The organism is Mucilaginibacter sp. PAMC 26640 (assembly GCA_001596135.1).
Classification (GTDB): Bacteria; Bacteroidota; Bacteroidia; order Sphingobacteriales; family Sphingobacteriaceae; genus Mucilaginibacter.
In genome coordinates this window covers 543,965-556,945 of sequence record CP014773.1, presented here as the reverse complement: position 1 = coordinate 556,945, position 12,981 = coordinate 543,965, and the positions used below count along the sequence as shown (strand labels likewise).

The 12,981-nt window shown below is 44.9% G+C and carries 12 protein-coding genes and 1 pseudogene; 6 read left to right on the top strand and 7 right to left on the bottom strand.

The features are described 5' to 3' along the window. Positions 1-41: 41 nt before the first annotated feature. The 4 genes from A0256_02475 to A0256_02460 all read left to right on the top strand — a co-directional run bounded on the left by A0256_02475 (position 42) and on the right by A0256_02460 (position 5,179). Positions 42-989: a dihydrodipicolinate synthase family protein gene (locus A0256_02475; GenBank protein AMR30360.1), complete on the top strand. Its 948-nt coding sequence runs from the start codon at positions 42-44 to the stop codon at positions 987-989. 152 nt (positions 990-1,141) lie between these two features. Beyond that, the gene (locus A0256_02470) at positions 1,142-2,719 is read left to right on the top strand and encodes a 2,5-dioxovalerate dehydrogenase (protein ID AMR30359.1); all 1,578 of its coding nucleotides are present in this window, start codon (positions 1,142-1,144) and stop codon (positions 2,717-2,719) included. Between the two features lie 85 nt (positions 2,720-2,804). Next, the gene (locus A0256_02465; protein ID AMR30358.1) at positions 2,805-3,803 is read left to right on the top strand and encodes a hydroxyproline-2-epimerase; all 999 of its coding nucleotides are present in this window, start codon (positions 2,805-2,807) and stop codon (positions 3,801-3,803) included. 131 nt (positions 3,804-3,934) lie between these two features. After that, entirely contained in the window at positions 3,935-5,179 is a 1,245-nt protein-coding gene (locus tag A0256_02460) for an amino acid dehydrogenase (GenBank protein ID AMR30357.1), read from the top strand. A 138-nt stretch (positions 5,180-5,317) separates the two neighbouring features. Here A0256_02460 and A0256_02455 read toward each other — a convergent pair whose 3' ends face one another. From A0256_02455 to A0256_02435, 5 genes are read right to left on the bottom strand one after another with little or no spacing between them, the layout of a single operon-like run. Next, positions 5,318-5,755 carry a hypothetical protein gene (locus A0256_02455; GenBank protein ID AMR30356.1) on the bottom strand — a complete coding sequence of 146 codons (438 nt, stop codon included), beginning with the start codon at positions 5,753-5,755 and terminating at the stop codon, positions 5,318-5,320. A 10-nt stretch (positions 5,756-5,765) separates the two neighbouring features. Beyond that, positions 5,766-6,695 carry a hypothetical protein gene (locus tag A0256_02450; protein ID AMR30355.1) on the bottom strand — a complete coding sequence of 310 codons (930 nt, stop codon included), beginning with the start codon at positions 6,693-6,695 and terminating at the stop codon, positions 5,766-5,768. Between the two features lie 27 nt (positions 6,696-6,722). Further along, positions 6,723-7,265: a polyisoprenoid-binding protein gene (locus A0256_02445; GenBank protein AMR30354.1), complete on the bottom strand. Its 543-nt coding sequence runs from the start codon at positions 7,263-7,265 to the stop codon at positions 6,723-6,725. A gap of 6 nt (positions 7,266-7,271) precedes the next feature. Beyond that, positions 7,272-8,534, bottom strand: coding sequence for a hypothetical protein (locus A0256_02440; GenBank protein AMR30353.1), 1,263 nt, complete (start codon positions 8,532-8,534; stop codon positions 7,272-7,274). Then, positions 8,531-9,163 carry an RNA polymerase subunit sigma-24 gene (locus A0256_02435; GenBank protein ID AMR34404.1) on the bottom strand — a complete coding sequence of 211 codons (633 nt, stop codon included), beginning with the start codon at positions 9,161-9,163 and terminating at the stop codon, positions 8,531-8,533. Before A0256_02435 ends, A0256_02440 begins: the two co-directional genes overlap by 4 nt. Before the next feature lie 212 nt (positions 9,164-9,375). Here A0256_02435 and A0256_02430 point away from each other — a divergent pair, with 212 nt between their 5' ends. Continuing rightward, positions 9,376-10,266 (top strand): AraC family transcriptional regulator, encoded by an 891-nt coding sequence (locus tag A0256_02430; protein ID AMR30352.1) that lies wholly within the window; start codon positions 9,376-9,378, stop codon positions 10,264-10,266. Here the strand turns inward: A0256_02430 and A0256_02425 are convergent. Together A0256_02425 and A0256_02420 are read right to left on the bottom strand one after the other, a co-directional pair. Then, a complete protein-coding gene (locus A0256_02425; GenBank protein AMR30351.1) occupies positions 10,263-11,201 on the bottom strand; it encodes a hypothetical protein in 939 nt (312 codons plus the stop codon). The two genes, A0256_02430 and A0256_02425, sit on opposite strands and share 4 nt — an antisense overlap. Positions 11,202-11,360: 159 nt before the next feature. After that, positions 11,361-12,380, bottom strand: a complete 1,020-nt coding sequence (locus tag A0256_02420; protein AMR30350.1) for a fatty acid desaturase — start codon at positions 12,378-12,380, stop codon at positions 11,361-11,363. Positions 12,381-12,562: 182 nt separating this feature from the next. Between A0256_02420 and A0256_02415 the strand changes: the two are divergent. Then, positions 12,563-12,976 (top strand): annotated as a pseudogene (locus A0256_02415) (hypothetical protein). The last annotated feature ends 5 nt before the right edge of the window (positions 12,977-12,981 follow it).

Genomic DNA, 12,981 nt, shown 5'->3' with positions numbered 1-12,981 from the left:
AATAAAAATTCCCCCACAGGGGGATTGGGGGCTAAAATAATATGAGCATAGTATGGAAAGGGGTATTCCCCGCGGTAACAACCAAGTTTACTGACAATGATGAGTTTGATTTTGATGCATTTGATAAAAACATCGAAGCGCAGTTAGAAGCTGGTGCCAGTGGTATCATAATCGGTGGTTCTTTAGGCGAGGCCAGCGTTTTAAATGATGCTGAAAAGATTGAGTTGCTGAAGCACACCGTTGAGGTGGTTGCTAAACGCGCTTATGTTATTTTAAACATTGCCGAGCAAACTACCAAAGCTGCATTGCTTTGTGCCGAAAATGCTGCTAAATATGGTGCAGACGGTTTAATGATGTTGCCGCCGTTACGTTACCTGGCCGATACGGAAGAAACATTTGAGTACTTTGCTGCGGTTGCGCAAAGCACCGAGTTGCCGATCATGATCTACAACAACCCTTTTGACTATAAATTAGAGGTTACGTTGGATATGTTTGATCGTTTATCGGTTTACAAAAACATCCAGGCGGTGAAAGAATCTACCAGAGATGTAAGCAACGTAACCCGTATGATCAACAGGTTCGGCAATCGTTTCGCTATTTTAACCGGTGTAGATACCCTGGCTTTAGAAAGCTTATTTATGGGTGCGGACGGTTGGGTTGCAGGTTTGGTTGACGCTTTCCCAAGGGAAACGGTTGCTATTTTCCGCCTGGCCAAAGCCGAGCGGATGAAAGAAGCCCTGGCCATTTATCGTTGGTTTTTACCGGTACTGGAGCTGGATATTCACCCAAAATTGGTACAGTACATTAAGTTAGCCGAAAGCGTTACCGGATTAGGTACCGAAAACGTGCGTTTACCACGTATGAAAATTACCGGTGCAGAACGCGAGCGGGTTTTAGGCTTAATTAACACCGCAGTAAAAAATCGCCCCGAACTACCTGCCGGCAGCTGGGGTATCGAAGCAGAAGTTGACGTAACAGGAGTTAGCTAGTATTTTGTGAAGCTAAAGAACGGGGCATCTGCCAGTGGTGTTACATTTATGCCACTGGTAGGTCCCTCGTTCCTCCACATGAAAAACTTTTGTAAACGGGTGCGTTTTGCCGGTTAATGAAAACAGCCCGATTATTGCTTTAAAATTTATCTATGAACACAAAAAATATAATAGGATCTCAGTTCCTTCCGCAAAGCGGTAAAAGTTTCAGGGCCATAAACCCTGCAAGCAACACCGAAGTAGAAGGCGACTTTTATCCTGCAAGCGCTGCAGATGCTGATGCCGCCATGAAACTGGCAGATAAGGCATTTGCCACGTACCGCCATACCGACAGCAAAACCAAAGCTGCCTTTTTACGCAGTATTGCAGAAGGCATCACGGCTTTGGGCGATGCTTTACTTCAACGTTGCGCTGCAGAGAGCGGCTTACCCATTCCCCGCTTAACGGGTGAACGCGGCCGTACTGTTGGGCAATTAAATATGTATGCCAATCTGTTAGAGGAGGGTTCATGGCTGGATGCCGTAATTGATACGGCTATCCCTGACAGGACACCTTTACCACGCGTAGATCTGCGCAGGATGATGGTACCGATTGGCCCGGCTGTGGTGTTTGGTGCCAGCAATTTCCCTATGGCATTTTCTGTTGCCGGCGGTGATACCGTATCTGCTTTGGCTGCAGGTTGCCCGGTGGTGGTAAAGGCTCACCCGGCTCACCCCGGCGCGAGTGCGTTGGTTGCCGAAGTAATTAAAAACGCCGCTGAAAAGCATGGCTTGCCGGAAGGGGTTTTCTCGCATTTGTTTGATGATGGCTATGCCGTTGGTGAAGCACTGGTTAAACACCCCAAAACAAAAATTGTGACTTTTACCGGTTCACTTAAAGGCGGTATGGCATTGGTGAAAATGGCGCGCGAGCGCGATGAACCGATCCCGGTATTTGCCGAAATGGGCAGCATTAACCCGGTGGTATTGTTACCACAGGCTTTGCAAAACCGTGCCGAAGAACTTGCTAAAACATATGGCGAATCCATCACCATGAGTGCGGGTCAGTTTTGCACCAATCCGGGCTTGCTGCTGGCTGTAAAGTCTGATGGGCTCGATCGTTTTAAACAGACTTTAAGCGAGGCAATTGCCAATGTGGGTTCTGCTACGATGCTGACCCCCGGCATTTGCAAAAACTTTGACAAACTGGCCGCAGAACGACTTACAGACGATGTCGTAACGGTGATCAGCCAATCGGATAAGTTAAATACCGAAAGCGTTAACCAGGCGCTGGCTGTAGTAAGCGAAATAGCCGCTGCCGATTTTCTGGCCGACGAAAAATACAGGGAAGAAGTGTTTGGTCCTTACAGCATGCTGGTTGTTGCCGATGATATGGCACAACTGGAGCAGGTGCTGGATGCCTTACAAGGCCAGCTAACCGCTACTATAATGACCGAGCGCGAAGAGTTAGCGTTACACAAGCCAATTATTGATAAGCTATCTGAAAGGGCAGGCCGTGTAATACTCAATGGCCCGCCAACCGGTGTGGAAGTTGGCAACGCTATGCAGCATGGCGGCCCGTTTCCGGCTACATCCGATAGCAGATTTACTTCGGTAGGTACCGGTGCTATTAAGCGCTTTGTGCGCCCGCTGGCATACCAAAACTGGGACAACGACCTGTTGCCCGATGCGTTGAAAGATGGCAACCCGCTTGGCATCTGGCGTTTATTTAATAATGAATGGACAAAGTAGTTGAACAGTAAAGCGTGAGTGGTGAGTGTTGGCATAGCCGATTACACCATTCACTCCTTAATGCGCTACACCCACCAATAATAGCATGAGTAAAACATTTTTTTGTGTAGATGCGCATACTTGTGGTAACCCGGTAAGATTAGTTGCCGGTGGAGGCCCCAATTTGATTGGCGCTAACATGAGCGAGAAGCGCCAGCATTTTTTAAAAGAGTACGACTGGATCCGTAAAGGGTTGATGTTTGAACCACGCGGGCACGATATGATGAGCGGCAGTATTTTGTACCCGCCTCATGATCCGCAGAATGATGTGGCCGTGTTGTTCATTGAAACCAGCGGCTGCCTGCCCATGTGCGGGCACGGTACTATCGGTACCATCACCATTGCCATAGAAGAAGGATTGATCACACCTAAAACACCGGGCATAGTCAGGATGGAAGCACCTGCAGGCCTGGTATTCATCTCCTACAAGCAGGAAGGTGCAAAAGTGAAGTCGGTTAAGCTGGTTAATATTGCTTCATACCTCGATTCGGAAGGATTGGAGATTGAATGCCCTGACCTGGGGATGCTGACTATCGACGTTGCCTATGGGGGGAATTTTTATGCCATTGTAGATCCGCAGGAAAACTTCGGCGGACTGGAAAATCACACTGCCGATCAGCTGATCTCGTGGAGCAGGGAGTTGCGCAAACGCATCAACGAAAAGTACACCTTTGTTCACCCTGAAAACCCAACCATTAATACCTGCACACATATCCTTTGGGCGGGCAAAACCATTTCACCGGAAGCAACTGCACGCAATGCGGTTTTTTATGGCGATAAGGCGATAGACCGGTCACCCTGCGGTACAGGCACCTCTGCAAGGATGGCGCAATGGCATGCAAAAGGCAAGCTGAAGAAAGGGGATCAATTTATCCATGAAAGTATCATCGGCAGCCAGTTTATCGGCACGGTAGAGGATGAAGTAAGCATTGGCGGCAAAACAGGGATCATCCCCGGTATAGAAGGCTGGGCAAAAGTGTACGGGTACAACACCATTAAGATTGATGATGACGATCCGTATGCACATGGTTTCCAGGTGATATAAGCACCGCCACTCAAGTCCTCCACCTAAAGGGTTGAACTTGAAAGTATACAGATAAGTATCTTAGGAACACACGAAGAATAATTTAAAAATTCAAACTAAACGAACCCGCTTCAGAGGGGTAGGGAGCCAACATGAGTAAAGTAATAATAGTAGGCGGCGGTATTATCGGGTTGTTCTCGGCTTACTACCTGCAAAAGTCGGGTTGGGAAGTAGAGATCTTGGAGCAAGGCGATCTGCGCGATAATGCCTCTTTTGGCAATGCCGGAATGATTGTTCCCAGCCACTTTGTGCCTTTGGCAGCGCCGGGAATGATAGAGCAGGGCGTGAAATGGATGTTCGACAGTAAGAGCCCTTTTTATGTAAAGCCATCACTTAACCCGGAACTGATAGGCTGGGGCCTGAAGTTTTTAAAAGCGGCCAATAAGAAACATGTTGAGCGGTCAGCAACCGCCCTGCGGGACCTGTCGCTTTTGAGCAGTAAGTTGTACAAGGAGTTTGATGAACAGGCCGGGTTTGATTTCGGCTTGAAGAATAAGGGTATTTTGATGCTTTTTAAAACACCTAAATTTGAAGACGAAGAACGCCATACTGCCGAAAAGGCACGGTCGCTTGAGTTAAATGCAGAATACCTAACGGCCGACGAATGCCGAAAATTGCAGCCCGATGTTGATATGGATATTTTGGGTGCCGTACATTATCATTGTGACGGGCACTTATACCCTAATCAGCTGGTTGCCGGTTTGGTAAAATACCTGGAGGCTAATGGCGTAAAGATCCATCGTAATACGGCAGTAACGCATATAGAGCGCGATTACGCCAAAATTAAATCGGTATTTAGTAATGATAAAAGCTTCACGGGCGATGCCTATCTTTTTGCAGGTGGGGCATGGTCTCCGGCAATTGCTAAAATGGCGGGGTTAAACATTCCTATGATGCCTGGTAAGGGCTATTCTTTTATGGTGCCCGAGCCGCAGCATCGCATGAGTATCCCATCGCTGCTTTGCGAGGCCAGGGTATCGGTAACCCCAATGAACGGTAGTATCCGCTTTGGCGGTACAATGGAAATTGGTAAAGTGAATAATAAGATCAACATGAACCGTGTTGCCGGAATAGTGGAATCAATTCCTAAATATTTCCCTGGTTTTAAACCCGCCACACCACAGCAACGGGATATTTGGTTCGGTTTCCGGCCTTGCTCACCAGATGGTTTACCCTATATCGGGCGATCGGCTAAATTCAGTAATCTGGCCATTGCAACCGGCCACGGCATGATGGGCCTGAGCCTGGCACCAGCCACCGGCAAATTGGTAGAGGAAGTTTTAAATGAAAACAAGGTGTCGGCAGGGATAGAGCTATTTTCGCCAAACAGATATTAATCATTAGCCCTGGCATTTACAAAAGGGGGGAGCTTGAAAAGCCCCGGTTTTGTAGCTTCGAGTGCGATTCGCAACAGCGAATACGCTAAAAAATAAGGACAACAGCACTGTAAGTAAATTTACAGTGCTGTTATGTTTTTATGCGTTTACGGTAAGAGACGTGCCGGTAACACTAATGGTATAGTGTTTTAAGGGTGATGCCGCCGGGCCGAGTAATACGGCACCTTCGGTACTGAACTGGCTGCCATGATTAGGGCAGATAAAGATTCCCTGTGTGGTATTAAAGTTAATGCTTGTGCCCTGATGTGTGCAGGCAACCTGTACGGCTGTAAATGAGGCCGGCGTATTGCCATCTGCAATCCTTACCAAAATTACCCCGTTGGATACTTTTGAAGTACCGATAGCAGTAAGTTCGGTTGCCAGATTTGCGGTGACCATTGCTCCGCCGCCCGGAGCGGGGGGTGGCGGTGTAGGGCTTGGGTCGTTTCCTTTTGATCCGCAGCCAACCAGGCTGCAACCGGTACAAACAGCCGCCAGGCTGATGCCTAATTTTGCTAAAAATTCTTGCCTTTCCATAATGTTTAGTTTAGTTTTTTACTTTTTTATTGAAGTTAAATATGCGCGATATGGTGAAGCCCAGCCGGTATTGGCCTTTGCTCCAGCTGCTTTCGGTATCGTTGAAGTAATTGATCTCGGAGATGGCCTGTACGTTGGTGAAATATATGGTAAACACGTGCCCCCCTGTTTCTATTTCAATACCGGCACCAAATCCGTCATAAAAAGGCGGCGTGGCACTATTTTGCCTGAAGGAGGAGAAAGGGTGGAAATAATCTAATACAATACCCATGCGTTTGCTAAACTTTAAGCGGCCGGCAGCGGAGAGTGCAAAGAAGTTTTTTTCGTTACCGGCAATAAATGGGTAAGGAACATTATTGATGATATACGATGGGCTGATCTGCAGGGAGAGTTTACTCGAAAATTTACGGGCAATAATGGCTTGTGCCAGGTAAGAGAAGCGATTGCCGTAATTATCGAAAATATTGGTGTTTACATGGTAAGGTTTAAAACCAGTTTTGCCTAAAACGGTTAAAGCAACGGGAACCTCATCATTAGTAGTTTGGTGCAACAGATAATATTTGAGCTGCAGATCTAAAAGTTGCTCAAACTTGCTGCGGCCAAAATCAATATTTAGGTTATCGGTGAGGCCATATTCAAAGCCAATGTAGATATCTGAAGAGTTATCTAAGCCCCAAAGCGTTTTGCCGCCCCCGCTTGCGCCGCCAATATCGCCAAATCGGTGAATTACCAAAAAGTTCAGCTCTTTCTTTTTTACCGTTTCGGTGGTTTGCGATAGGATGAGCCGCGTAGCTTTAAAGGTTGCAATAACAGGTTCGCGGGCAGGTACTCCGCTCAACGTTTTCATCAGCGAATCGGTGGATGAACTATCGGCCCTGGTTTGTGCCTTCAGCGAAATGCAGCCAATGCAAAGGATAATTAAGTAAAAATAGCGTTGCATATTTGTGAGTTGTTTAAGATTAGCGTTTTAGTGATTTAGGGTGTAGGCAGCGACTACCTTTACCTGGATAGTCTCGGCAATGTTTTGAAATACCAGTGTAGGGATCTCGATTTTATGATCTTTGCAGGCCACCATAAATTCTGCCGAGATACTTACCGCGCCATTGTTTACGGAAAGTGTACCACGGATAGTGCGCAATTGCTTTACTCCATGAATCTCAAAAGTACCGGTAGCGGTGACAGGGTAGGTGCCATCTTTGCTGAGGTCGGGCTTCTCCGTTAGTCTGCCTTTAAAGGTTGCCTGCGGATATCTATCGCTCTCTATATAGTTTTCATTAAAATGCTCCTGCATCAGGGCTTTATCAAAGCGTAATGAACGGATGGGGACGCTAAATGCAATTTCGCTGGTTGCAGCATTAAAAACCGACACGCCTTTATTGCTTTCGGCGGCGATGTCTTCTATAGGCGCTTTGGAGTAAATGCTAATAACCGCATTTTTACACACATAGATGTCCTGCCCCGCCTGGTTTATCCCAAACCAGGCAAGTATCATTAAGCCAAAAATTTTCATCTTTTATTAAGGTTTCGTATTTGTATTAAGGTTCCAAATTATACCCACTGCCACCCCGGCAGATTTAAGATTTACCTGCCCGTAACCGATATCGGTAAGCGGCAGTTTTAAGTAGGGCTGTATACCGAGGTCAAACCTGGAGTTTATTTGCCGCTGATAAGTAGCATTAATATTTGCCACCCCGAATAAATGCCGGTTTTTGTTGCGGATATCATAGTTAGAGGTGTAGGCAGAGCCACCGTAGGTGCCAGGGTAATTGAAAGTGTAATTTTCGCGCAGCATAAAATATGACGATAGCCCGGCACCCAGGCTTAGTTTGTTTCTGTTTTGGTGATAAACCTGATAACCAACGTTAACGGGGATATCCAACACGATACAATTTGCACTAACCGTTAAGGGGTTTGTACTGAATTTGAAAGATGTTTTATAACCTGAAAATGGTATCATATACGGTTTGTCGGCATAAAAAGCGCCTGTGGTAACACTCCATTTTTTTGATAAACCTATTGTTAATCCAAGACCTGCACTGGTGCCCAACTTGTTTTGTGAGAAAGATTGGACGCTGTTGAGATCTGAAGACGCTAATACACTTACGGCAAACGTTGGCCTGAACCTGCTGGCGGTGTTCGTCTTTTTTATTTTTGCAGCAGGTGCTTCTGCACTAGCTATAACAGGTTGGTTAGTATCCCTGTCGGTTGAAGCGGCAATGTTTTGTGTTGCAATTGTATCAACTGTATTTACAGTGCTGTTTCCATTCTGCATGGCTGTATCCTGCATAGCTATCGTTGTGCTTTCGCCTGCATAGTTATGATTACCGGGTACGTTGCCGGTAGTTGTACGGCCAGCAGCGACAGTAGATAAGGTGAAGAACGATTTGCTATTGCGGCTTCTTCCAATTTCACTATTTGCCTTTTTCATAGTTGCCGAAAGCGGTTTAATCTTGGTAGATTGGGTTAGTAACTGCACGCGCTGGCCGTAAGTACCGGTATCTTTTTTTATAATTGGTTTCACTTTAACCTGTTGCATTTTTGTGCTTATTTCTTGCCCCCCGGGTTTAAAAAACAACCAGCCCAGTAATAGCAGCAGCATAGCAGCAATACCACTCATGATGATGGGTAGCCTCTGCAAAAACAAGCTTTTTTGAGTGCCGCCTTCAAGCAGGCGTTCCATTGCAGCCCAATCTTCGTTTGTTGGCAGGGCGTTTTCTCCGGCGTTGCTAAAACCGTTTCTAAACAGGCTGTCTATATCGTTTTTATCTTCCTCTTTCATTGCTTAGCCCCATTGTTCATATATGATAAACTCATATCTCCCTTTTGTATGGGTACCATTCTTATGGTTTGCTGTTCGCCCATATTATGGGGCAGCGAATTTTCGTCAGTTATTATTTTTTTTAATTTCTCCCGGGCCTTATGCAGGTTTGATTTTGATGTACCAATGCTTATATCCAGCAGATCACCAATCTCTTCATGTGTATAGCCCTCTATCGCATACAAGTTAAAAACTGCCCGGTAGGCAGGTGATAACTGCTGTACTATTGCTACTAATTCATTATAGCTTAAATTCTTGTCGGCAAAATTATCATCACTTAAATGATGCGCATTTTCAATGTCATCAGTCCGCGCTGTTTTTAAATTGGACCGGTAATGATCTATCGATGTATTGATCATTATGCGGGCCAGCCATGCCTTAAAAGGCTTATTATTTTCGTACCGGTTCAGATTTGTAAAGACCTTTAAAAATCCTTGGTTCAAAATTTCAGCCGCCTCATACCGGTTGTTTGCATAGCGCAAACAAATAGCCATAGCATAGCCATAAAAAGCTTTATAGAGCAATTTTTGACTGACCCGGTCGCTTTTCAAACAACCAGTTAACAGATGGAGTAATTCTTTTTCGCCCATAGCAGGGGTCATGCTTCGCCTTAAAATGTTACCTTATCTGCATACAACACGAGGTAAATATCCCATCGGTTGCCTGCGGGGATAAAAAAAAGCGTTTATGCGATAATCAGCAGAAATTTAGCTATAATTATGTTTCTAAAAGAATTGGGGGCAATTGTTTAAAACAATGGCCGTCAACAACATCAGTAACCCCCTTAAATAGCTGATAGCACATGAAGGTATTACCGTTTACGATCCCGGTTTCGCACGACAAAACCATTATTATCCAGGAGGAGATCCTGCCGTATTTTTATCCACACCTTCACCGCCATGCCGAAGTGCAAATTACCTGGGTACAAAAAGGCGAAGGAACCTTGCTGGCAGGTAATAGTATGCATGTGTTTAAAAGCGCTGAAATTTATGTATTGGGAGCTAACCAACCCCATTTATTTAAAAGCAGTCCGGAATACTTTATGGAAGGAAGCAAAAAAAATGTGCGTGCGGTGAGCATTTTTTTTAATCCAAACGGCAAGCTTTCGGCATTGTTCAATTTGCCGGAGATGAAAGCTTTGCTGGGTTTTGTTACCCAATGGCAGGGCGGGTTCAAGATACCGGAATCGGCTTATCCTGCCTTTTCAGAACTCACAGGTAAAATTCAGCACGCTACCGGCGCCGAACAGTTGGCCTTGTTTATTGATATGCTGAGCGGATTGAACGCAACTAAAGGTTTATTACCGATGTCATCGAGCGGGCAACCCTATGCCATGACTGATCCGGAAGGAGAGCGTATTGCCGCTGTGTATAATTATATTATGCACAATTACAGCGATGCATTAACGCTTGATGATGTGGCCCGCATTGCCCATTTAACGCCTAACGCATTTTGCAGGTATTTTAAAAAACATACCCGTACTACCTTTGTGGCATTTGTAAATAAAGTAAGGGTGAATGAGGCCTGTAAAATGCTGGTCAACGGCAGCTTAAATAATATAGCTGATGTTGCTTTTAGCTGCGGTTTTAGCAGTATCACAAACTTTAATTATGTTTTTAGAAATGTGGCTGGCAAATCTCCCCGTGAATACACCAGCGATTATTCGCACGCATTAAAGAATGGGCAACTTTAATTAGGCACCTGGTAGTAATAGATAGGGGCATACACGCCTTCGCTGGTGGTATAATAACCTTTCCCATCTGGCGTAAAGCCAATGGCTTCTCCCTGCCTTTCCTGCTTATAAGGTAACTCTCGTGGCGGGGCTTGCATAGCACGCCAGGCAGGCTCATTGGGTTTGCGTTGCCAATAGTAAACCTTTTCGTAGCTTTTCAATAAAATTTTAGAACCGTCTTTAGAAATGTCTCCCGCCGTGATCCACTTGAACGGCTTAATGCCTTTAAAAAAGAGCTTGGTACGCAAGGTCATGGTAACGGTGTCATCATTTTTATAGATCAAAGGAGAGGTATAAACCCCCACGGTATCATGGCGTTTGGTTACGATGTAGATGAGTTTTTCTATGGGGTCTATCATCATTGTTTCGGCATCTTTGGGTCCATCCGGGTAACGCAGGTTGATTGGAGATGAAGTCACATTAGCAATACTGTCCTTATACCATGATTTTTTTTCCTCGGTTCGGTAAATGGTTATGAACTTTCTGGTTGATCCATTATCACCGATATCCCCAATGTACACATAGTTTTTACCCTTGACCGGGCCGGGCGCTACACTGATGTCTTCACAATCCAGCACACCCAAACGGTGCCTCTCGGCTTTAAAGTAGACAGTAGTACGGAGCTTTCCATCGGGCGTTATGGCAAAAAAGCGACTGGTGTCTCCGCTATCGTTATGAACGTAATATAATCCGGGGTTAATGGTGGATGCTGCTATGCCGGAGGTTTCATCCATCTCTTTGTTTTGCAGACGGGAATCTGCCTGCAATTTGCTGTCGATAAGCCTGTGTTTGGCAAAGGCGCCGACAAACATCAGCACAACAATGGGTAACAGTATATTTAATTTTCGGCGCCGGCTCATTCTTTTATAAGTATCAATAACATAGAAACGTTTCATATATTATCAATATTTTATTAAAAGTTGCAATTGTTTAACAAAAGTAGCATAAAAGCGGCAATTCTATGTAACGGTTTGTATGCGCTTGCTCAATAACATAAAAAAAGCCGTTAACGTTAATTAACAGCTTTTTTATGTTATACAAGTTTAGCCGTTTGTTTACGCTACAGCTTCTGTTTTAACATTTGAGGTCATTTCTATATCAGGTTTGCTTACATCGGTGATAGCAACCCGGCCACGATCGCGGCGAAGGATACGGTTAAATAATGAGATCTCCCTATCAAACAAAAACTGCAGGAATAATTTGGTCCATGAGGTATGATAGTAAAGCGTTTCGTAAAATTCTGGAGCCGTTTTTTTGATCTCTGGCAATTTGTTCCAGGGGATAGATGGAAAATCGTGGTGCTCATTGTGGAAGCCTACGTTAAATGCAACCGCATTGAGGCCGCCGTAATAGCTATACGTTTCCTGTTCAACACTATGGGTAAGGTAGTGTTCCTGAATCCAGCGGGCTCCCAGCGGGTGTAAACCAACCGAGAAAGAGAAGCTAAGCAGCAAAAAGCCCAAAGAGTGCCATCCCATAAAATAATATATAGCTGCAGTAAATGCCACCTGAATTAAAAAATTGGTTACTATCCAGCCATCAAAAGGGTGAATTTCTCTTAAACGTGATAAACGAAATAACTGAAATACCGGGAAAAACAAAAGCCACAAAGCTTTACCGAAAAACGAATTGCTGATCAGTTTTGCTTCCCAACGGTTTGGTAAATCGGCATCTAATTCGTGTACGCCCTGGAACGAGTGGTGTTTGATGTGGTATTTCTCGAAAGAGATCGCGCTGGGAAGTATTTGCGGCAAATTGGCAAACATGGATGCAAAGCGGTTGGCATTACGATTCTTGAACAACAACTGGTGTGTGCATTCGTGGATCATCACAAACAAAGCATGATCTGCAAAGGCGCCTAATAAATATGCTGCCCCAAAAACCAGCCACCATGATTGGTCGCGCAGGAACCAGGCCAGTACGATCTGGAAAGCAACTAAACCAACAATAGCAAAAATGGTATTAGGATTTTTGCCGATCAATTTCCGCAATTGTGGAAACTGCTTTAAGATTTTTTTTGTTCGGATACGGTGAGGCTCGGACTCCTGTGAGTATACAAAATCAGTTTTCTTCATATAGGGTTAAAACGGTGAAGATAACAATAACGTACCATAAAAACTTTTTTTTCGATATTATTTATTTTAATTTCAATCGCTTTCTGAAAAATGATTACTTAGAACGACAGAAAATTAACAGAATTAATTCAGTTTTCGTACCGATTTTTAGGCTGAATTATTGCGATAACTAAGCTTTTATGATGTGGTGGATGTATGCTTTGCATTCGGCCCTGTTTGCGGCGCTTACCGCAGTATTTGCCAAGATTGGCATTAAGGGGGTAGATACTGATCTGGCAACGGGGATCCGTACGGTTGTTATCCTGCTGTTGCGTGGGCAATTGTAGCCTGCAAAGGTGCCGGTAGTGGGTTTGGTAGTTTAACTAAACAAAACTGGGCGTTCCTGGTTTTTTTCTGGCTGTGCAACCGGCCTTTCATGGATCTGCTATTTTAAAGCGCTTCAATTAGGGAAAGTATCACAGGTAGCACCGGTTGATAAATTGAGTGTGGCATTGGCCATTATATTGTCGGTTATATTTTTGAAAGAACCGCTCACGCTGAAAACCGCATCCGGCGCGTTGTTGATTATCGGCGGCACGCTGGTATTGATCTTTTAAAAATG

What these genes read in the sequence shown, in the direction of transcription:
- A0256_02475 (AMR30360.1), top strand. Translation starts at nt 42, where the DNA reads ATGAGCATAGTATGGAAAGGGGTATTCCCCGCGGTAACAACCAAGTTT.
- A0256_02470 (AMR30359.1), top strand. Translation starts at nt 1,142, where the DNA reads ATGAACACAAAAAATATAATAGGATCTCAGTTCCTTCCGCAAAGCGGT.
- A0256_02465 (AMR30358.1), top strand. Translation starts at nt 2,805, where the DNA reads ATGAGTAAAACATTTTTTTGTGTAGATGCGCATACTTGTGGTAACCCG.
- A0256_02460 (AMR30357.1), top strand. Translation starts at nt 3,935, where the DNA reads ATGAGTAAAGTAATAATAGTAGGCGGCGGTATTATCGGGTTGTTCTCG.
- A0256_02455 (AMR30356.1), bottom strand. Translation starts at nt 5,755, where the DNA reads ATGGAAAGGCAAGAATTTTTAGCAAAATTAGGCATCAGCCTGGCGGCT.
- A0256_02450 (AMR30355.1), bottom strand. Translation starts at nt 6,695, where the DNA reads ATGCAACGCTATTTTTACTTAATTATCCTTTGCATTGGCTGCATTTCG.
- A0256_02445 (AMR30354.1), bottom strand. Translation starts at nt 7,265, where the DNA reads ATGAAAATTTTTGGCTTAATGATACTTGCCTGGTTTGGGATAAACCAG.
- A0256_02440 (AMR30353.1), bottom strand. Translation starts at nt 8,534, where the DNA reads ATGAAAGAGGAAGATAAAAACGATATAGACAGCCTGTTTAGAAACGGT.
- A0256_02435 (AMR34404.1), bottom strand. Translation starts at nt 9,163, where the DNA reads ATGGGCGAAAAAGAATTACTCCATCTGTTAACTGGTTGTTTGAAAAGC.
- A0256_02430 (AMR30352.1), top strand. Translation starts at nt 9,376, where the DNA reads ATGAAGGTATTACCGTTTACGATCCCGGTTTCGCACGACAAAACCATT.
- A0256_02425 (AMR30351.1), bottom strand. Translation starts at nt 11,201, where the DNA reads ATGAAACGTTTCTATGTTATTGATACTTATAAAAGAATGAGCCGGCGC.
- A0256_02420 (AMR30350.1), bottom strand. Translation starts at nt 12,380, where the DNA reads ATGAAGAAAACTGATTTTGTATACTCACAGGAGTCCGAGCCTCACCGT.